Raw genomic sequence first — 17,925 nt, forward strand, 5'->3', positions numbered from 1 at the left:
AATCTGACGGGTCGAAAGAAACCCGCTCGGCAGACACGCACAGTACACACCGACGTCGGTCGTACGCGCACCGCTTCCGATGAAGATCCCTCCCGAACGGCCCTGTCCCGGGCGTGGCGCCGCCGGACATGTCCGGCGTGCGCCGCGTGAGCGGGCGCGCGGGGTGTGGTGGCGCGGGGCGCGCAGGGTGTGACGGGCCAACTGTCCGGTGGGGAAGGGGAGTTCCCCGCCGGACAGCGGCCTGTACCCGGGGGCGTGCGCCGGTCGTACGGGGTCGGCCGTACGCCTTGAGCGCCGGTTCAGCCGATCGTCACGCGAAAGATTCTGTCCGACCCGGCCGGCTCACCGCCGTTGCCGTCGACGTTCGTCGTGGAGAGCCACAGCGCGTCGGCGCCCGGCACTTTGGTGACACCGCGCAGCCGTCCGTACGTGCCGACGTAATGCGCCTGCGGCGTACCGACGTTCTCGTTGCCGGCGTTGATCGGGATCTGCCAGAGCCGTTCGCCGCGCAGCGACGCCATGTAGACGGCGCTGTCCACGATGGCGATTCCGCTTGGTGATGCCTCGGCCGTGGTCCAGGTGGCCTTCGGGTTGGTCATCCCGGCCGTGGAGCAGTTGCCCTCGCAGATGGGCCAGCCGTAGTTGTTGCCGGCCTTGACGAGGTTCAGCTCGTCGCGGGTGTTCTCGCCGAGTTCCGCTTCCCACAGGCGGCCCTGCGCGTCGAAGGCGATGCCCTGCGGGTTGCGGTGGCCCAGGCTGTAGACGTGGTTGCCGAACGGGTTGCCGGGCGCCGGGGCGCCGCTCGTCGTCATGCGCAGGATCTTGCCGTTGAGTGAGTTTCTGTCCTGGGCGAGCGCGGTGTTCTGCGCGTCGCCGGTCGAGGCGTAGAGATAGCCGTCGGGGCCGAAGGCGAGCCGGCCGCCGTTGTGGTACCTGTTCTTCGCGATGCCCCTCAACAGGGCCGTGTAGCCGGTGAGTCGGGTGCCGTCGTAGGTCATCCGGGCGATGCGGTTGCCGTCGGACGAGGTGTGCATGAAGTACACGAAGTGATTGCTCTGCCAGTTCGGGTCGACGGCGACGCCCATCAGGCCGCCCTCACCGCCGGTGGTCTGGGACTCGGGGACGGAGCCGATCTCGGTGCGCTGCCCGGTCGGTGTCACCTTGAAGACCTTGAAGGTATTGCGCTCGGTGACCAGCGCCGAGGAGTTGTCGGGCATCCAGTACATGCCCCAGGGGATCGAGTAGCCGGTGGAGATGGTGGTGATGGCCGTCGGCTGACCGGCCACCGCGGCGGTGCCGGACTCGTTCGCGGCGGCGGTCTGGACGAGTCCGGCGACGAGCGCCGCGGTGGCGGCGGTGGCCGCCGCCGTCCTGACGAAAGTCTTCGTCGGCTTGCTGCCGTGCATGGGTTCCTCCGGATGGAGTGGGGGGTTGGGTGGGAGGTGTGCGGTGTGCGCCTGTGCGGTGCGTGCCTGTGCGGTGCGTGCCTGTGCGGCCATCGGGGGCCGCGCGAACGGAAGTTCTAAGGGTGACCGGGTGCGGCTCTGTGGTCCTGCGGATAGTCCCGGTAGACGTACGCGGGTGCCGCCGGCGCCGCCCCGATCGCGGCGTCCACCAGGTCACGTACGAGCGCGTGGTCGGGCGACAGGTGGCAGGCCGGGTCCGTCCGCGTGGCGTCTCCGGTGAGCGCGTGGGCCTGGCAGCGGCAGCCGCCGAAGTCCTTGGTACGCAGGTCGCAGGTACGGCACGGGTCACTCATCCACTCCTCGCCCCGGTAGAGGTTGAACGCCTTCGACTCGTGCCAGATCCACTCCAGACAGTGGTCCTTGACGTTGGGCGCGTCCAGCCCCGGCAGGGCGGCGGCGGCCGGGCAGGGGAGGACGGTCCCGTCCGGCGCGACCGTCAGCGACACGGCGCCCCAGCCGCCCATGCAGGGCTTGGCCGTCCCGTCCACGTAGTCCGGCACGACCCACACCAGTTCCAGTTGCCCGGCCAGGCGTTCGCGCCACCGTTCGACGGACTGCCGGGCCCGGGAGATCTGCGCGCGGTCGGGCAGGAGGGCATCACGGTTGCGCAACGCCCAGCCGTAGAACTGGGCGTTGGCCAGCTCGACGCGCTCCGCGCCCCAGGCGAGGGCGAGTTCGACGAGATCGTCCAGCGCGTCGAGGTTGGCGCGGTGCAGCACGACGTTGAGGCCGAGCGGCAGGTCCGCCGCGCGTACGAGCTGGGCCGCGAGTTCCTTTGCGGCGAACGAGCGTGCGCCCGCGATGAGTTCGGACGCCGCCGGGTCGGCGTGCTGCACGGAGAGCTGTACGCTGCGCAGCCCGGCGTCCAGCAGCGCGGCCAGCCTCTTCTCGTACAGGCCGACTCCGCTGGTGACGAGCTGGGTGTGGATCCCGGCGCGGTCGGCGGCGGCGACGATCTCGGTGAGGTCCCGGCGCAGCAGTGGCTCTCCGCCGGAGAGATGGGTCTGTACGACTCCGAGGTCGGCGGCCTGCCGGAACACCCCGGCCCACTGATCGGCCGTCAGTTCGCTTGAACGGCTGATGAGTTCGACCGGGTTGGAGCAGTACGAACAGCGCAGGGGGCAGCCGTGGCTCAGCTCGGCGAGGAGCGCCCACGGTGGGGCGGCCGGCCTGGTCGGTGGGGTCACTTGAGCCAGCCTTCCGCGCGTAACCGGCTGAGAAAGAGCGGGACTTCGTCGGCGATCGGTGCGCCCGGGTGCTGTGCGGCGAGGGTGGCGACGATCGCGCCGACATCGTTGGCGCCGTCGCAGAGGCGCAGGACGGAGCCGGCGTTGCCCTGGAGCACGACGACGCGTTCGGGCATGACGAGCAGGTCCGTGTCACGTACCCGGTCGTGCCGGAACATCACCGACCGTGAGAGCACCGGCTTCCAGGCGGTGTCGGTATCGGTGGCGGTTGCGGTATCGGTGGCGGTGTCGGTGTCGGTGTCGGTGTCGAGGTCCGGCGGTCGTCGTCCGGTCGTCATGGGCACTCCCCCGCCCCGTGGTCGACCGCGTCGAGCAGGGACCAGAGCACGTCGCACTTGAACCGCAGCGCGGCGACGGCCGCTTCCTGCTCCCGCCGGGTCACGGCCCATTCGAGGACCAGGGCGAGGGCTTCCTCGCTGTCCCGGCCGCCCTGTCCGACGCGGTCGCGGAAGTAGGTCAGCCCGTCGGACTCGATCCACCGGTAGTGGAGTTCGAACGCCGCGATGCGGGTGCGCATGATGCCGGGCGCCGCCAGTTCGGTGAGCGAGGCGGCGACGGCTTCGAGCGGGGAGCCCAGCCGGCAGAAGTTGACGTATCCGTCGACCGCGAGCCGTACGCCCGGCAGGACTTCGGCGCCCGAGCGCAGCCGCGCTCTGTCGATCCCGGCGGCCTCGCCGAGCCGCAGCCAGCGCTCGATGCCGCCTTCGCCCTCCACCAGACCGTCGTGGTCCTGGATACGGCGGAGCCAGGAGCGGCGCAGCGATGAGCTGTCGAACTTGGCGAGAATCAGCGCGTCTTTGACGGGGATGTGCCGCTGGTAGTGGAAGCGGTTGATGATCCAGCGGCGCAACTCGGCCGGTTTCAGGGCGCCTTCGTGCATCCGCACGTTGAACGGATGGCGGTCGTGGTAACGCTCGGCCGGTACGGCGCGCAGTCGGTCGGTGAACTCCTCGGGGCTCCAGGGCCCTTCGGTGCGCGTCGCAGTCGGGGCGGCTGTGCTCACAGCTCGATCACCATTCGGTCGGCGGCGACCTCCAGGCCCCACTGCCCGAGCAGCCTGTGCTGCGGGGCGTCCGGGTCGCCGAGGGGGTTCGTGTTGTTGAGATGTGTGTAGAGGCAGCGGGCACGCAGCCCGGAGAGCCGGCGCGCGGTGCCGTGGGGTCCGGCGATCGGCAGATGTCCCATGCCGGTGGCGGTCCTGGTCGAGATGCCGGTGCGTACGGGTTCGTCGTCGTCCCAGAAGGTGCCGTCGACCAGCACGCAGTCGGCGGCCTCGACAGCGTCCTGGAAGGCGTCGGTCCAGCGGGCGAGGGCGGGGGCGTAGACGAGACTGCGGCCGGTGGCGGTCTCGCGCAGCCGTAGCGCGACCACCCAGGTGTGGTCGTCGTCGGACGCCTCGGGAGTCGCGGCGGCGGCTGCGTAGCGCGGGCGTTTGGGCGAGACGGGTACGGCGTCGATCTCGACGCTGCCGCTCTTGGTGAGCGGCACGGGCTCAGCGCCCAACTCCCGCCATTCGACACGGGTGTACGGGGCGAGGATGTCGTCCAGTCTCATGAGCCCGGTCAGGGCGCCGTGCACGGGCCGGGTGGCGAGGACGTCGAAGCCGTCGGCCTCGCGCAGTCGGGCGATACCGAGGGTGTGGTCGAGTTCGGCGTCGGTGAGGATCACTCCGGCCACGGGTGTGTCGCGCGGTCCGGGCCCCGGGCGCAGTACGGGGCTGTCCTCGATCTGGTCGCCGATGTCGGGGGTCGCGTTGACGAGATACCAGCGGTCGTCGTCGGCGCGCAGGGCGAGTGAGGCATGGCGGCGGCGCCGGCGCGGGTGGGCGCGTGCCCCGGCGCAGCCGGGACACGCGCAGTTCCACTGGGGCAGTCCGCCGCCCGCCGCGGTGCCGAGCACCTCCAGCAGCATGGCGGTGGGGTCTACCGGTCGGTGAGGGCGTAGGCGGTGACCTCGAGCGCGGTCTCGACGACCATGAACTCGGGGGTCTGCCAGTTGATCGTGCCCTCGGTGGGCTGCCTGGGCTCCTGGGCCGTTTCCTGCGAGTCCTTCATGAGCCGTTGCCTGCCTTCCTGAGATGTGGGGGATCAGGGAGCGGGACCACTGAACGCGCTCATTCACGTGAATGGCCGACGTTCAGCCATGTGCGACAGCGTTACGTCTTGGTGCAACGCGGTCAATGGGTCGGACCGCATCTCATCGGACCACATCCCGATGCGCGCCGGGGGTCGTCCGCGCGTCAACTACCCGTGAGGGTGGCTTTCACCGGCGGGGTCGATCGCGATGACCAGCTCGGGGCGGTCCCACATCACCGCGGGCGGGTTCGCCGCCACCGTACCGACGCGTTCCGCGCCCACGCCTCGGTAGAAACCCTCGGCGGGCGGGTGCGACACCACACGTACGGAGCCGGCACCGGCCGCGCGCGCCTCGCCCTTCATGTGGTCGACCAGCCGCCGTCCGACACCGAGGCCCTGCGCGGCGTCGGCGACGAACATCAGGTCCAGCTCGGGCGGGGCGAGCAGCAGGGCGTAGAAGCCGAGGAGCCGGTCGTCCGGGGCGGTGGCGAGGAAGACCCGGTGGGTCTCGATGTAGTCGGGCCCCACGCGGTAGCCGGCGATCATGGGCGCGTAGGGGCCCTCGTAGGCGCTGGACGCCTGGATGAGCCTGGTCAGACGCTTGGCGTCGCGCGCGGTGGCCCGCCGGACGGACACGGCGGCCAGGGAGGGGCCCGCCGGGCGTCGGCCGGCGCCGGTAATACGCGGATTCATGCTGCGAGTATTACGCACCCGGCGCGGCGGCCCTGCGCCGGGCCCACCCGGCTCCGGTCGGCTCCGGTCGGACTGCCGGGGCGCTGCCCTGCTTGTACGGTCGAAAGGGAAGGCGGGGGCCGGCCGGACGAGAGGGAGCAGCCATGCTCGGCAGCAGCAAGGCGTTCAGCGGTTTCGCGGTGGACGACATCCCGAGGGCCCGTCTCTTCTACGCCGAGACGCTGGACCTGGACGTCACCGAGGCGAACGGCATGCTGCGGTTGCGCCTCGCGGGCGGGGCGGAGGTGCTTGTCTACCCGAAGCCGGACCATGTCCCCGCCACGTACACCATTCTGAACTTCCCGGTGGACGACATCGAGGGGGCCGTGGACGAGCTGGTCCGGCGGGGTGTGCGCTTCGAGCGCTATCCGGACATGGAGACCGACGCCAGGGGCATCTTCCGGCTCGGCGGCCCGTACATCGCGTGGTTCACGGACCCGGCGGGCAACATCCTGTCCGTACTCCAGGACCGCCCGGCCTGACGCCTGACCGGTGTTCCCGGCCCGGGCTTTGACGGGCACGTGCCGCCGCCGGGACGGGGGCGGGGGCGGAGGCCCAACGGGCGAAACCGGCGTGGTCACGGCCGTAGGCCGGGCCCGGCGAGCGAGACGACGGCGGACACCACCACCGGGCCTTACGCCCACACCAGGGACACGACCGCCCGGCCCCCGCCGCCGGGACCGAACCACCGGCGGAACCGGCATAGCCGCCGGAGGCCGGCCAAGACCACACCGGCGAGACGGCGGCACGCGCCGTCGGACCTGACGCCCACGCCAGGGGCATGACCGCCCCCCGCACCTGCCGGGCGGGGTCGGAGATGTCGGGGCACCGAAGCAGCCAGCGGAGCTGGCATAGCCGCCGGAGGCCGGCCGTGGCGGGCGCAACCGGCGAGACGGCGGCAGGCACCGCCCAGGCGGACGCCGGCGTCACGACCGCCGTCGCCGAAAGCACGCCCAGGGCGAACGCCAACGCCGGCGCCCCGACCGTCCCCGGCACCGCCACGATCGAAGACACGACCCCGACCAGCCCCGTCGTCGAAGGCACCGCCCAGGCGGACGCCAACGTCAGCATCAGCACCACGACCGCCGTCATCGGCGCCGCGACCGTCCCCGGCACCGACGTGGTCGTCGGTGGGGACGGTCACGCGTACGGGCCGCTCGACCCGCACGGCGCGTCGCCCGCCGGCGGCGGGCCGGAGCCGTCCAGCGGCGGCGGAGCTTCGACGGGGCGCTCGGCGACACTGCGGCCGACCCGCGCCGCCATCGCCACCGGTCACCGGCTCGACGTGGCGCCCGCGCAGCAACTCGCCCTCGTGCGGCCGGTGTTGAGCGATGACCGAGGCGGCAGCGCGGGCGTACGCGCGCTGGAGGGCGCGGGCCCTGCGGGCCGTACCTCGGCCGTGGTCCGGTACGCCGGTCACGTCACCCGGTGAGCGGCACCCCGCCGGTGATCCCCCTGGGCAGGCAGCACGTCCCCACGGAGGGTTTCTGACCGCCCAGCACATTGCGGGGCCACCCCGCAAGAGCGCGGCTCTGGCCGATCGCGGACGGGTGCGGCGACCCCAACTCGGCACCGGGCGAACATATTCAGCCATTGAGCATGCGCACGCAATTCGCGTGTACGACACATAAGACCTCGCCATCAACCCGGCGCGCGCACGGTAGTACCCACCGCTCATAGCATGCGCTCAACTGCCCTGCAAACGCCGGGTGTTCATGATGTGACCCCTCGCAACCCCCGGCATACACCCCCAAACCCCAGGCCCTTGGTGGGAGTTTCCGCCCGCATCGCGCGCCGAGCGCGCGCCGCTTCTCTTTGCAGCAAATCGCGCGCCGGGCACGGGCGAAGGCGCGGCGCGCCCCCGGCGGAGCAGCCCGCGCAGGGTCCCGGCACGTATGGCCGAGGTCCGGAAGTCGGCCTTGTGTACGAGGCGTACCCCGTCAACGATTCCATCCGTGCGGATCAACAGGTCCGCGACCGGCAAGGACCGGCCACGGACCGGCGCACGAACAGCGGCCCACACCCCACGGGGCCGTGCATTCCCCCCACCGATGGAGGATTTTCGTGACCTTCAAGCGTTTCTCCCCCCGCAGCGGCGTGTCCAGACGCGCTCGTGCCCTGGCCGTAACGACCGGTCTGGTGGCCGCCGTCGCGCTCGCCGTACCGTCCGCCGTGGCCGCCCCGGCTCCCGACACCAAGGTGACGGCGGCTCAGCTCGCCGACGCCAGTTCCGCCGTGCGCGGCGCGGACGTGGCCGGCACCGCGTGGTACACCGACAAGGCCACCGGCAAGATCGTCGTGACCGCCGACAGCACGGTCTCGGCGGCCGAGCTGGCCGAGGTCAGGTCCGCGCTCTCGGACTCCGAGGCCGGCCTGACGATCAAGCGCACCCCGGGCACGTTCACCCCGCTGATCGCCGGCGGCGAGGCCATCACCACCGGCGGCGCCCGCTGCTCGCTCGGCTTCAACGTGACCAACGGCAGCACGAATTACGCGATCACCGCCGGTCACTGCACCAACATCGGCAGCTCCTGGTCCATCGGCACTACCGCCGGTTCCAGCTTCCCGGGCAACGACTACGGGATCATCCAGCACTCGAACCCGTCGGCGGCGGACGGCAGGGTCTACCTGTACAACGGCTCGTACCAGGAGATCACCGGCGCGGGCAACCCCTCCGTGGGTCAGTCCGTGCAGCGCAGCGGCAGCACGACCGGTCTGCACGGCGGCTCGGTCACCGGTCTCAACGCGACCGTCAACTACGGCGCGGACGGTATCGTCTCCGGCCTCATCCAGACCAACGTCTGCGCCGAGCCCGGCGACAGCGGCGGCCCGCTCTTCGCCGGCACCACGGCGCTGGGCATCACGTCCGGCGGCAGCGGCAACTGCTCCTCCGGCGGCACCACGTTCTTCCAGCCGGTCACCGAAGCGCTGAGCGTCTACGGCGTTTCGATCATCTGAGGCGTCCGGCGGAGCTTCGAGGGTGACGACCCTCCGAGGTTCTGAAGGAGGCAGGGATACGTATCCCCGGCGGGCCGCGCTGCTCATCGCGCGGCCCGCCGTCGTACGTCCGGCCGGTTCACGGCCACACTCACGGCCGGTCGTCGCGGTCCCGGCCCACCAGGCCCGCCTCGTACGCCGCGATCGCCGCCTGCACCCGGTTCCGTACGCCCAACTTGGCCAGGATCGCGCTGACATGGGCCTTCACCGTGCCCTCGACCAGATGCAGCCGTCCGCCGATCTCGGCGTTGGACAGGCCCCCGCCGACCAGTGCCAGAACATCGTGCTCCCGCCCCGTCAGCCGCTCCGCCAACGGCCGGACCGCCGCCGCACCCGATCCGCCGGCCCGCAGCCCGGCGACGACACGGGCCGCGACCTTCGGTGAGAGATACGCGCCGCCCCCGGCCACCGCGTGCACGCCCGCCGGCAGCTCCCTGGGGTCGTCCGCCTTGAGCAGGAACCCGTCCGCCCCGCCGCTCAGCGCGCGGGCGATGAAGTCGTCCTCGCCGAAGGTCGTCAGCATGACCACCGCCGTGCCGGGCAGTTCGCGGTGGATCCCGTCGAGCGTCGGCATCCGGATGTCCAACAGGGCGACGTCCGGGCGGTGTTCGCGTACGGCGTCGACGGCCCGCACGCCCGTCCCTCGCCTCCGCGACGACAGCTCCAGGGCGGGCGCGCCCTCCTCGCTGGCGGTGTGGTCGGGGAGGGGGTCGGCGACGGCGTTACGGATGGCGCCGCGGCTGACGCCGTGGTCACGGGCGAGGGCCGCGATGGAGCGGCCTTCCGGGTACGCGGTGCGTACGTCGGCGGTCTGGGCGGCCGCCACGGCGGGGCGGCGCCCGCCCTTCGCGCCCTTGGCCTCGGCGGCCCGCAGCCGGTCGTAGGTCAGCTCCCGCTGGAGGTCGCGTTGGAGTTCGCCGGCGGCGGCGAGGGTCTGCACCATGAACTTCACCGTGGACAGCAGCTCTCCGGTGCGCGGGTGGCGGGCGGTGAGGTCCATCGCGGGGAACGCGCCGTCGTGGATGCGCACCGCGACCTGGTCGCGGTGGAGAACGTCAAGCACGTCGAGGATGTGCCGCCGGCCTCATCGAAGACGACCGGGTCCTGATGCCGGCCTCGGCCAGGACGAGGTTCTGCCGGGCGGTCGACTGCTGGTCGGTCGCGACCCGCTTCTCGACCAGGTTCGCCACCGTGGGCCCCTTCGGTGCGGAGGATCGGACCCTATCTGTCGTTAAACCCTGCACGGGTTCATTGGACGCGGCTTCTGCCTGTCGTCATTCGATCCTTTGACGACAGCATTGGTGTGTCCGCGCTGCCGTAGGCCGGGGTCGACAGGCTGCCGGGGAGTGCACAAGAGGGAGCGGTCAGACATGTGTCAGCGAGTTCAAGCCCTATTACCGTGGATATCAAACGGGTTTGCCTGTTCTGGGCAGTCTCCGGTCGCCGCGGTCCGTTGCTGCGGCTGATTCCGCAAAGGAGGAGAACCGCGGCCAAGGCAGCCACAGCCGCTCTCCCGCGACGCTTGTACGCGGATGCCGAGGCATCAACGGCTGCGGCACGCGGTGGCCCCTGGGCCCGAGTTCACTCTCCTCTCCCTTATGAAGAAAGGGCTGATCCACATGGCAGGCACCGTCATCGACGTGACCGACGCGGACTTCGAGGCGAAGGTGGTCAAGGGGGCCGGACCGGTACTGGCTGTCTTCCGCGCCGAGTGGTCCAGTGTGTGCCAGGCGCTGGACCCGGTACTGGTCGATGTCGCGAAGGAGTATTCCGGCCGTGTCACCATCGCCCGGCTCGACATCGACGAGAGCCCGGAGACGACACAGAAGTACAACATCACCGGCATCCCCACGCTCCATGTGTTCAAGGAGGGAAAGATCGTCGGCACCTGGATCGGACCCGCAAACAAGGCGAGGGTCGTCGCACTGATCACGCCGCACCTGTAGCCTGCGGCGCCCGACCGAACGCCTGAGCGGTCCGGTTCACTGTGCGTCCCCGCTTCCGTCGTCGTCCTCGTCCAACTCGGGCGTGTCCAGGTCGCGCAGCGGGCGCAGGATGCCGGCGGCCGGGACACTGGCGGTGAAGCTGTAGCGGCCGAGCAGGTTCAGGTTGCGGTGCTTGAGCGGGGAGAGCCGGGCGATGTCCTCGTCGCGGATCTCGTGGCCCTCGGCGCGGAGCTGGGCGACAAGGTGTGGACGGTACGCGGCGCGTACGTGAGCCTGGTCGCGGGCGCGCTGCTGATGGGGGTGTTCACCTTCTACTGCGGCGCCGGCGCGCGTATCAACGACCATGCCGTCCAGCGCCGGTGCTCGTGCAGTTCGTGGTGGTCGTCCTGGCGATGACGACGGTGACCGGCGAGTACGCGACGACCAGCGTGCGCGCGACGCTGCTGTGGGTGCCGGTCAGACACCGGGTCGAACCGGCCAAGGAAAGGCTCCACTACAGTTGGCTGTACTGGATCACCCTCGCCCTCCTGGTACCGGTCGCTCTCTGCTCCTGGTCGGCGCTGCCGCCCTGCCCGCCCACCCGGCACGGCCGCCTCGACATCCCGGGCGCGCTGCTGATGGCCGGGTCACTGGTGGCCCTGCTCACCGGTGTGACCAAAGCACCTTCCTGGGGCTGGACCTTGCCCGGATTCCTCGCACTGGAGGCAGTGGCCCTCACCGGTCCGGCCGTGTTCTGCGTCGTGGAGTCGCGCACCGAACACCCCCTGGTCCGGCTGCGGCTCGGCGGCCGTCCGGTCGCCGTCGTCTGTCTGGTGTCGTTCGTCATCGGTTACGCCACCAGCACGATTCACCTCACCGTACCCACCATCGCCGACGCGCCCCACGCCACCGGATACGGGCTGGAGGCCGGTGCCACCACCGCCGGACTGCTGCTGCTTCCCCTGGGTGTGGCGGCCTGCCTCAGCGCACCGCTGACCGGCCGACTGGAGCGGGCAGTGGGGGCCCGGAGCGTGATGCTGCTGTCCGGCATCGCCGTCATGGGCGCGTGCGGCGCCCTCTTCTCCGGCCGCCAGGGATCCGTCCCGCTCGCGATGTCCTCGGCGCTGATGGGCATCGGCATCGGCTGGGGCATGACCCAGGCGATGAACACCGTCGCCGCCGAGATCTCCGTGGAACGGGTCGCGAGCGTCACCGGCCTCGCCTTTGTCCTCAAGAGCGTCGGCGGCACACTAGGCGCCCAGGTCAGCGCCAGCGTCCTCGCCGGACACCCGCTGCCGGACCTGGCTCTTCCGGCCTGGTCCGGATTCACCACCGTGTTCGCGATCTCGACCGCGTTCGGTGCCGTCGCCATCGTGGTGAGCAGGATGCTGCCCTCGGCGAAACGTCCAGCACCGTCAGCGATCGGCACGGCAGCGGCCCGCGATCTCCCCGGAACACTGAACGGATGATCCTGACCCGCGGGGCTGCGGCCGGTGACGATCTGCCGGGGTGCTGACGGTGCTCTTTCTGCTGCTCTCTGACTGGCCGTCAGGTGCTGCGACGGCGCGACGCGTAGCAGTCCGCGGTGGCCCCGGCCCCGTCCTCAGCCGCTGTCCGGCCCTGGCACGACGTCCTTGGAGATCAACCGGGAGTCGGTGTAGCAGAGCCGGTAGACGTCCACCTGGTCGAGCAGGCTGCCGCTGGAGCGGTAGAACGCGCAGGTGGCCCCGGCGGGCCGGGGCCGGTCCTTGGCGGAGTCGGAGACGTACGGGAACTGCCGCGCCGGGAGGACGTTCGCGAACTCGGCGCGGTCCTGGCCCACTTGGAGCTGGGCGTAGTCGGCCGGCCGTAGCACGCAGGTCGCCAACTGGACGCCGGCGTAGGCGGCGGACCCCAGGATGACGAGCCCGAATCCGCCGGGCACCACGAACGCGGCGGCGAACCGCAGCCTGGCCCTGCGCCGGGCGGTGGTGAGTTGGCGTACCGACTCCGAGGACGATTCCGAGCCGGGCTCGGGCTCGGGCTCCTGCTCCGCGTTCCTCGGCCGGTCCTGGCTCACCCGGTCCGGCAGCGTCGCGACGACCTCGAACCCGTTCCCGTACGGCACCGCCCGCAGCGTCCCGCCGACCACACGTACGCGCTCCCGCAGCCCCGTCAGCCCCCGCCCGCCGGACTCGGGCCCTGACGGCGTCAACCGCCCTGCCAACGGAGCCGAGTTGGTCACCCGTATCCCGGTCACCCCGCCCTTGTGCGTGATCCGCACCCGTACCGCTCCCCCGGGCGCGTGCTTGGCCGCGTTGGTCAGGGACTCCTGCACCACCCGGTGGACCGCCCGGTCGACGAGCGGTGAGAGGCCGGGAGGTGCCGGGGTGCCGTCGCGGCGCAGATCCACCGTGACGCCGGACTCCCGTGCCCGGCCCACCAGTTGCTCGACGGACTCGGCCGGCGGCGTGGTGCCGGCGGTGGCCCGGTCCCCCTCGTCGTCGCGCAACACCCCGACGGTGTCGCGCAGATGACCGACGGCGTCCGACACGGCGGCCCGCAGCGCGCCCAGGTCCTCCCGGTCCTGGCCGGTCAGCGTGGGCGAGAGTTCCAGGGCGCCGGCCCGCAGGGCGATCAGGCTCAGCTCGTGTCCGAGCGAGTCGTGCATGTCGGCGGCGATCCGGTTCCGTTCGCGCAACCGGGCCTGTTCGGCGACGAGCCGCTGCTGGCGCTCCAGGAGTTGTGCCCGCTGCCAGCCGCCGCGTACGAACGCGAGCTGGGCCTGCCAGTAGCGGCCGAACAGCCAGGGCACCAGCAGCGCCAGGGGAAAGGCCGTCAGCGTGTAGTACCACCACACCGCACCCCCGCCGAGCGCGGCGGTGAGCGCCAAGTCGACCGCGAGGCAGGCGCCGAACACCGGCAGCGCGCGGCGGGGTGTGGTCGGTCCGGTGCCCAGGAGGTACGCGGAGACGGCCAGCGCGACGATGTAGGCGTTGGCCGGTGTGACGGGGTGGGCGAGGCCGAGCGCGCACAGCGCGTTGACGGCGAACACGGCGGCCACCGGCCACCGGCGACCGCCCGGGATGGCGACCGCGAGCACGAGCAGCGGGAGCGCCAGTTCCAGCGCGACGGAGGAGTCGGGGTGGCCCACGAACCAGACGAGCGCGATCCAGGCCAGCGCCGGCCACAGGGCGATGTCGCGCACGACGGGCCCCACCACCGTCCGCGCCTCACTCTTCACGCCCCACCACCGCACCGTTCGAGGCTGTCGAAGCCGTAGATCGAGGGCGGTCACGGCCGGCGTCCGATTCCTTCAAGACCGGCCCGCCGACCTGCGCCTACGTTGGTCCCATGACTCTACGACTCGACGTGATCGGCATCGTCACCTCCGACATGGCGGCCTCGCTCGCCTTCTACCGCAGGCTCGGCCTGGACATCCCCACCGACGCGGACTCCGCTCCCCATGTGGAGGCCGCCCTCCCCGGCGGGCTCCGGCTGGCCTGGGACACGGAGGACGTCATGCGCTCCTTCGACCCCGACTGGACCCCACCGTCCAACGGTGACCGGATCGGCCTGAACTTCCTCTGCGACAGCCCCGCCGATGTCGACGCGGTCTACGCGGAGCTGACCGGCGCCGGGTACCGCGGCCACCTCAAGCCCTGGGACGCGACCTGGGGCCAGCGTTACGCGGTCGTGCTCGACCCGGACGGCTGCGGCGTCTCCTTCTTCGCCAACGCCGCATAGGCGCCGAGCGTCAGACCGGTCAGATCGCGTGTCTCCCTGGCGAGATGCGCCTGGTCGGCGCAGCCCGCGGCGACGGCGGCCTCCGCGTAAGGCACCGACGCCCGTACGAGCGCGAGCGCGCGCTGGAGCCGCAGCACGCGGGCCAGGGTCTTGGGACCGTAACCGAAGGCGTCCAGCGAGCGTCGGTGCAGCGTGCGGGTGCCGAGGCCGACCGTCTCGGCGACGGAGGCGACCGTGCGGCCCGCGTCGAGCCCGTCCACGACGGCGCGCAGCAGCGGGTCGGGCGGTCCGGTGCGGGCGACGCGCCGCAGCGCCGCCGATTCCAGCGCGGCGACCGGGTCGGTGGCGGCGGCGACGCGCTCGGCGATCTCGCGCGCCTCGGGGCCCGGCCACAGGTCGGCGAGGTCCACGCGCCGGTCGCGCAGTTCGTACGCCGGTACGCCCAGGAGCGCGGGCGCGACGCCGGGCGCGAAGCGGACCCCGACCGCATCGGCGAAACCGCCGCCAGCACCGGAGGCGCCCCGCGGCTCCGGCGTGAACGCGTGCGTGTCGGGTCCGGCGACGCTCAGCCGGCCGCCGATCCAGAGCAGATCCATGCAGCCGTCCGGCAGGACGGGATAGACGGGGCCGTCGTCCCGTTCCGGCGCTGTCCGCGTCCATACGACGACGCCCTCGACGTGCGACGCCCGTTCCCTGTACACACCACCAGGTTAAAGCCCTCGCGGTTCAAGGACGCGGCCTACGGCTTCTGCTCCTTGTCGCGGTTCGAGTGGAACCGGGACTTCAGATCGTCCGGCGGCAGGAAGCGGGACCATCTCTCCGGGAACTCCGACGGCATGTCCGGGTCGGGGCCGTACTCGCTGTCGTCCGTCTCCGCCGACCGCGCCTCCATCCGGGCCACCAGCTCCGCCGCCTGGGCCGCGCGCAGCCGGTCGTTGGCCGCGCGTGCCGCCGCCGTGGAGACGGACGGCCAGACCCGGTCGATGGCCGCGTTGACCGCCGCGCCGACCAGGACCGCGAAGGCCGAGATCCCGATCCACAGCAGGACCGCGATGGGGGCGGCGAGCGACCCGTAGATGGTGGGGCCCTCGACCGTACTGGTGAGATAGATCCGCAGCAGGAAGCTGCCGAAGACCCACATGGCGAGGGCGACGAGCGCGCCCGGCACATCCTCTATCCACGGCGACCGCGCGGGCACGGACACGTGGTAGAGCGTGGTCAGGAAGGCGACGGAGAGCAGGATCACCACCGGCCAGTACAGGACGCTGGCGACCTCCGTGCCCCACGGGATGATGTCGACCACCCTGTCGGGCCCCACCACCGCCAGCGGCAGCACCACGGCGCCGATGAGCAGCGCCACGATGTAGAGGAGGAAGGCGAGCAGCCGGGTGGCGACGATGCCGCGGCGGCCGTCGAGTCCGTACATCACGGTGATCGTGTCGATGAACACGTTCACCGCCCGTGAGCCCGACCAGAGGGCGATGGCGAAACCGATGGAGATGAGATCGGGGCGTCCGCCGTGTGTGACGTCCGACAGGAGCGGTTTCGCGATCTGGTCGACGCCGCGGTCGGAGAGGACCGTGGCGACCGCGGTGAGGATGTTCTCCTCGATCGAGGCGACGGTGGTGGTGTTGGTCCAGTCGTCTATGTACCCGAGCAGGCCGATGAGACCGAGCAGCAACGGCGGCAGGGAGAGCAGCGTGAAGAACGCGGCCTCCGCGGCGAGACCGAGGATCCGGTACTCGATGCACGAGTTGACCGTGTCTTTCACCAGCAGCCAGGCCATCTTCCGCATGGAGACGTCGCGGTAGAGGGCACGGGCCCGGCGGAGTCGCCCCGATGGCCGCTCGGGTGTTTCATTTGCTGCCTGCACCTCCTTACCGTAGCGGCATGACTGCCAGCACCCACACAGTGACCAACCAGGTTCCGCCCCTGGTGGGATACGACGTCTTCACCGGCGACCGGGCCCTCGCGGAAGGTCTGGAGCGGCACTCCTCCCCCGAAGTCCTCGCCGAGGCACGGTCGGAGCTGTCCGCGCTCGGTGTCGAGGCCGGTTCGGCGCGGGCGCAGGAGTGGGGGACCCAGGCCAACGAGAACCCGCCGAAGCTGCGTACCCACGACCGGTACGGGAACCGGATCGACGAGGTCGAGTTCCATCCGGCGTGGCATCAACTCCTGGACCGGGCGGTGTCGGCGGGGCTGACGGACGCCTGGGGCAGGCCGGACGGGCATCTGCGCCGGGCCGCCGGGTTCTATGTGTGGACGCAGGCGGAGGCCGGGCACGGCTGTCCGCTGTCCATGACGCACGCGGCGGTGCCCGCGCTGCGGGCCGAGCCTGACCTGGCCGCCGAGTGGGAGCCCCGGCTCACCTCGCACCGGTACGACCCCGGTCTGCGGCCGTCCGCCGAGAAGGCCGGCGCGCTGTTCGGGATGGGTATGACGGAGAAGCAGGGCGGCAGCGACGTACGGGCGAACACCACGGCCGCGAGGCCGCTGGACGCCGACGGCGAGTATCTGCTCACCGGGCACAAGTGGTTCTGCTCCGCGCCGATGTGCGACGGGTTCCTGGTGCTGGCGCAGGCGCCGGCCGGGCTGACGTGCTTCCTCGTGCCCCGCGTACTGCCGGACGGCACGCGCAACGTGTTCCTGATCCAGCGGCTGAAGGACAAGCTGGGCAACCGGTCGAACGCGTCGAGCGAGGTGGAGTTCGACGGTACGTGGGCCCGCCGGGTCGGCGAGGAGGGGCGCGGGGTGCGCACCATCATCGAGATGGTGGCGGCGACGCGGGTGGACTGTGTGCTCGGATCGGCGGCGCTGATGCGGCAGTCGGTGGCGCAGGCGGTCCATCATGCCGCTCATCGCAGCGCGTTCGGGGGCGAGTTGATCGACAAGCCGCTGATGCGCAACGTACTGGCCGATCTGGCGCTGGAGTCGGAGGCGGCGACGACGCTGGCGCTGCGGCTGGCGGCGGCGCAGGACGCCGTGCAGAGCACGGGCTCGGAGAGCGAGCGGGCGTTTCTGCGGCTCGCGGTGCCGACGGCCAAGTACTGGGTGACGAAGCGGTGTACGCCGGTGGCGGCCGAGGCGCTGGAGTGTCTGGGCGGCAACGGTTACGTCGAGGAGTCGGGCATGCCCCGGCTGCTGCGCGAGTCGCCGCTCAACTCGATCTGGGAGGGCTCGGGGAATGTCCAGGCGCTCGACGTGCTGCGAGCGCTCCAGCGGGAGCCCGAGGCGCTGAACGCGTTCCTGAAGGAGGTGGGCAAGGCGCGCGGCGCGGACCACCGGCTGGACGGGGCGATCAAGGACCTGCTGGCCGAACTCGCCGATCTGGACGGCGTGGAGGCCCGTGCGCGGCGGCTGGTGGAGCGGATGGCGCTGGTGCTCCAAGGGTCGCTGCTGGTGCGGTGGGCGCCGTCGGCGGTCGCGGACGCGTTCTGCGCGTCGCGGCTCGGCGGGGACTGGGGTACGGCCTTCGGCACGCTGCCGCACAGCCTGGACCTGGAGTCGGTGGTGACGCGGGCGCGGGCGGTCGGCTGAGGCCGGTGACGGTGCCGGTGCCGGGGGCTGGGGGGGGTGGTGACGGTGACGGTGACGGTGACGGGCGCCAGGGGCGGGCGCCCGACACCCCCTGATAGGGCCGAGGGTGGTGCTGCGCCGACACGGCACCACCCACGACTTGATGTCACCTTCACGTATCGGGGCGTCAGTTGGCCAGGGTTGCAAGTGGTTGCAGAACATCCGGACTGCCGGCCCGCGA

At 71.5% G+C, this 17,925-nt stretch carries 18 protein-coding genes and 1 pseudogene; 7 read left to right on the forward strand and 12 right to left on the reverse strand.

Annotation, left to right across the window (positions count from 1 at the left end):
• Positions 1-299: 299 nt before the first annotated feature.
• The 7 genes from OG329_RS06985 to OG329_RS07015 all read right to left on the reverse strand — a co-directional run bounded on the left by OG329_RS06985 (position 300) and on the right by OG329_RS07015 (position 5,481).
• A complete protein-coding gene (locus OG329_RS06985) occupies positions 300-1,406 on the reverse strand; it encodes a PQQ-dependent sugar dehydrogenase (protein ID WP_405793454.1) in 1,107 nt (368 codons plus the stop codon).
• Between the two features lie 116 nt (positions 1,407-1,522).
• Positions 1,523-2,662 carry a pyrroloquinoline quinone biosynthesis protein PqqE gene (gene pqqE / locus OG329_RS06990; RefSeq protein ID WP_405801691.1) on the reverse strand — a complete coding sequence of 380 codons (1,140 nt, stop codon included), beginning with the start codon at positions 2,660-2,662 and terminating at the stop codon, positions 1,523-1,525.
• A complete protein-coding gene (gene pqqD, locus OG329_RS06995; RefSeq protein WP_405793455.1) occupies positions 2,650-2,991 on the reverse strand; it encodes a pyrroloquinoline quinone biosynthesis peptide chaperone PqqD in 342 nt (113 codons plus the stop codon). Before pqqD ends, pqqE begins: the two co-directional genes overlap by 13 nt.
• Positions 2,988-3,716, reverse strand: coding sequence for a pyrroloquinoline-quinone synthase PqqC (pqqC, locus tag OG329_RS07000; RefSeq protein ID WP_405793456.1), 729 nt, complete (start codon positions 3,714-3,716; stop codon positions 2,988-2,990). The genes pqqD and pqqC overlap by 4 nt, the downstream gene beginning before the upstream one ends.
• Positions 3,713-4,624: a pyrroloquinoline quinone biosynthesis protein PqqB gene (gene pqqB, locus OG329_RS07005; protein ID WP_405793457.1), complete on the reverse strand. Its 912-nt coding sequence runs from the start codon at positions 4,622-4,624 to the stop codon at positions 3,713-3,715. The genes pqqC and pqqB overlap by 4 nt, the downstream gene beginning before the upstream one ends.
• Positions 4,625-4,635: 11 nt before the next feature.
• Entirely contained in the window at positions 4,636-4,767 is a 132-nt protein-coding gene (gene pqqA / locus OG329_RS07010; RefSeq protein WP_405793458.1) for a pyrroloquinoline quinone precursor peptide PqqA, read from the reverse strand.
• Positions 4,768-4,956: 189 nt separating this feature from the next.
• Positions 4,957-5,481, reverse strand: coding sequence for a GNAT family N-acetyltransferase (locus tag OG329_RS07015; protein ID WP_405793459.1), 525 nt, complete (start codon positions 5,479-5,481; stop codon positions 4,957-4,959).
• A 143-nt stretch (positions 5,482-5,624) separates the two neighbouring features.
• On the opposite strand from OG329_RS07015, the gene OG329_RS07020 reads away from it, so the two are divergent.
• The 3 genes from OG329_RS07020 (at position 5,625) to OG329_RS07030 (ending at position 8,478) form a co-directional block, all read left to right on the forward strand.
• Entirely contained in the window at positions 5,625-6,002 is a 378-nt protein-coding gene (locus OG329_RS07020) for a VOC family protein (RefSeq protein ID WP_405793460.1), read from the forward strand.
• A gap of 389 nt (positions 6,003-6,391) precedes the next feature.
• A complete protein-coding gene (locus OG329_RS07025) occupies positions 6,392-6,952 on the forward strand; it encodes a hypothetical protein (RefSeq protein WP_405793461.1) in 561 nt (186 codons plus the stop codon).
• Positions 6,953-7,584: 632 nt separating this feature from the next.
• On the forward strand, positions 7,585-8,478 hold the full coding sequence (locus OG329_RS07030) for a S1 family peptidase (protein ID WP_405793462.1): 894 nt from the start codon (positions 7,585-7,587) through the stop codon (positions 8,476-8,478).
• 130 nt (positions 8,479-8,608) lie between these two features.
• Here the strand turns inward: OG329_RS07030 and OG329_RS07035 are convergent, their stop codons facing one another.
• Positions 8,609-9,580 (reverse strand): LuxR C-terminal-related transcriptional regulator, encoded by a 972-nt coding sequence (locus OG329_RS07035; RefSeq protein ID WP_405793463.1) that lies wholly within the window; start codon positions 9,578-9,580, stop codon positions 8,609-8,611.
• Positions 9,581-10,136: 556 nt separating this feature from the next.
• On the opposite strand from OG329_RS07035, the gene OG329_RS07040 reads away from it, so the two are divergent.
• Positions 10,137-10,463 (forward strand): thioredoxin family protein, encoded by a 327-nt coding sequence (locus OG329_RS07040; RefSeq protein WP_405793464.1) that lies wholly within the window; start codon positions 10,137-10,139, stop codon positions 10,461-10,463.
• A 36-nt stretch (positions 10,464-10,499) separates the two neighbouring features.
• Here the strand turns inward: OG329_RS07040 and OG329_RS07045 are convergent.
• Positions 10,500-10,685, reverse strand: a pseudogene (locus tag OG329_RS07045) (hypothetical protein); the annotation flags it as partial.
• A gap of 137 nt (positions 10,686-10,822) precedes the next feature.
• Between OG329_RS07045 and OG329_RS07050 the strand changes: the two are divergent.
• The gene (locus OG329_RS07050; RefSeq protein ID WP_405793465.1) at positions 10,823-11,911 is read left to right on the forward strand and encodes an MFS transporter; all 1,089 of its coding nucleotides are present in this window, start codon (positions 10,823-10,825) and stop codon (positions 11,909-11,911) included.
• 134 nt (positions 11,912-12,045) lie between these two features.
• Here the strand turns inward: OG329_RS07050 and OG329_RS07055 are convergent, their stop codons facing one another.
• Positions 12,046-13,665 (reverse strand): sensor histidine kinase, encoded by a 1,620-nt coding sequence (locus tag OG329_RS07055; protein WP_405793466.1) that lies wholly within the window; start codon positions 13,663-13,665, stop codon positions 12,046-12,048.
• Between the two features lie 110 nt (positions 13,666-13,775).
• Between OG329_RS07055 and OG329_RS07060 the strand changes: the two genes are divergently transcribed.
• The gene (locus tag OG329_RS07060; protein ID WP_405793467.1) at positions 13,776-14,168 is read left to right on the forward strand and encodes a VOC family protein; all 393 of its coding nucleotides are present in this window, start codon (positions 13,776-13,778) and stop codon (positions 14,166-14,168) included.
• Here OG329_RS07060 and OG329_RS07065 read toward each other — a convergent pair.
• Both OG329_RS07065 and OG329_RS07070 read right to left on the reverse strand, forming a co-directional pair.
• On the reverse strand, positions 14,108-14,869 hold the full coding sequence (locus tag OG329_RS07065; RefSeq protein ID WP_405793468.1) for a helix-turn-helix domain-containing protein: 762 nt from the start codon (positions 14,867-14,869) through the stop codon (positions 14,108-14,110). The genes OG329_RS07060 and OG329_RS07065 overlap by 61 nt on opposite strands.
• Before the next feature lie 38 nt (positions 14,870-14,907).
• Positions 14,908-16,041: a YihY/virulence factor BrkB family protein gene (locus tag OG329_RS07070; protein WP_405793469.1), complete on the reverse strand. Its 1,134-nt coding sequence runs from the start codon at positions 16,039-16,041 to the stop codon at positions 14,908-14,910.
• A 17-nt stretch (positions 16,042-16,058) separates the two neighbouring features.
• On the opposite strand from OG329_RS07070, the gene OG329_RS07075 reads away from it, so the two are divergent.
• Positions 16,059-17,705 carry an acyl-CoA dehydrogenase family protein gene (locus OG329_RS07075; protein ID WP_405793470.1) on the forward strand — a complete coding sequence of 549 codons (1,647 nt, stop codon included), beginning with the start codon at positions 16,059-16,061 and terminating at the stop codon, positions 17,703-17,705.
• Positions 17,706-17,925: the final 220 nt, after the last annotated feature.

Source organism: Streptomyces sp. NBC_01506 (assembly GCF_045040295.1).
Classification (GTDB): domain Bacteria; phylum Actinomycetota; class Actinomycetes; order Streptomycetales; family Streptomycetaceae; genus Streptomyces.

What these genes read in the sequence shown, in the direction of transcription:
- pqqA (WP_405793458.1), bottom strand. Translation starts at nt 4,767, where the DNA reads ATGAAGGACTCGCAGGAAACGGCCCAGGAGCCCAGGCAGCCCACCGAG.
- OG329_RS07015 (WP_405793459.1), bottom strand. Translation starts at nt 5,481, where the DNA reads ATGAATCCGCGTATTACCGGCGCCGGCCGACGCCCGGCGGGCCCCTCC.
- OG329_RS07040 (WP_405793464.1), top strand. Translation starts at nt 10,137, where the DNA reads ATGGCAGGCACCGTCATCGACGTGACCGACGCGGACTTCGAGGCGAAG.
- OG329_RS06985 (WP_405793454.1), bottom strand. Translation starts at nt 1,406, where the DNA reads ATGCACGGCAGCAAGCCGACGAAGACTTTCGTCAGGACGGCGGCGGCC.
- OG329_RS07060 (WP_405793467.1), top strand. Translation starts at nt 13,776, where the DNA reads ATGACTCTACGACTCGACGTGATCGGCATCGTCACCTCCGACATGGCG.
- pqqB (WP_405793457.1), bottom strand. Translation starts at nt 4,624, where the DNA reads ATGCTGCTGGAGGTGCTCGGCACCGCGGCGGGCGGCGGACTGCCCCAG.
- pqqD (WP_405793455.1), bottom strand. Translation starts at nt 2,991, where the DNA reads ATGACGACCGGACGACGACCGCCGGACCTCGACACCGACACCGACACC.
- OG329_RS07075 (WP_405793470.1), top strand. Translation starts at nt 16,059, where the DNA reads ATGACTGCCAGCACCCACACAGTGACCAACCAGGTTCCGCCCCTGGTG.
- OG329_RS07020 (WP_405793460.1), top strand. Translation starts at nt 5,625, where the DNA reads ATGCTCGGCAGCAGCAAGGCGTTCAGCGGTTTCGCGGTGGACGACATC.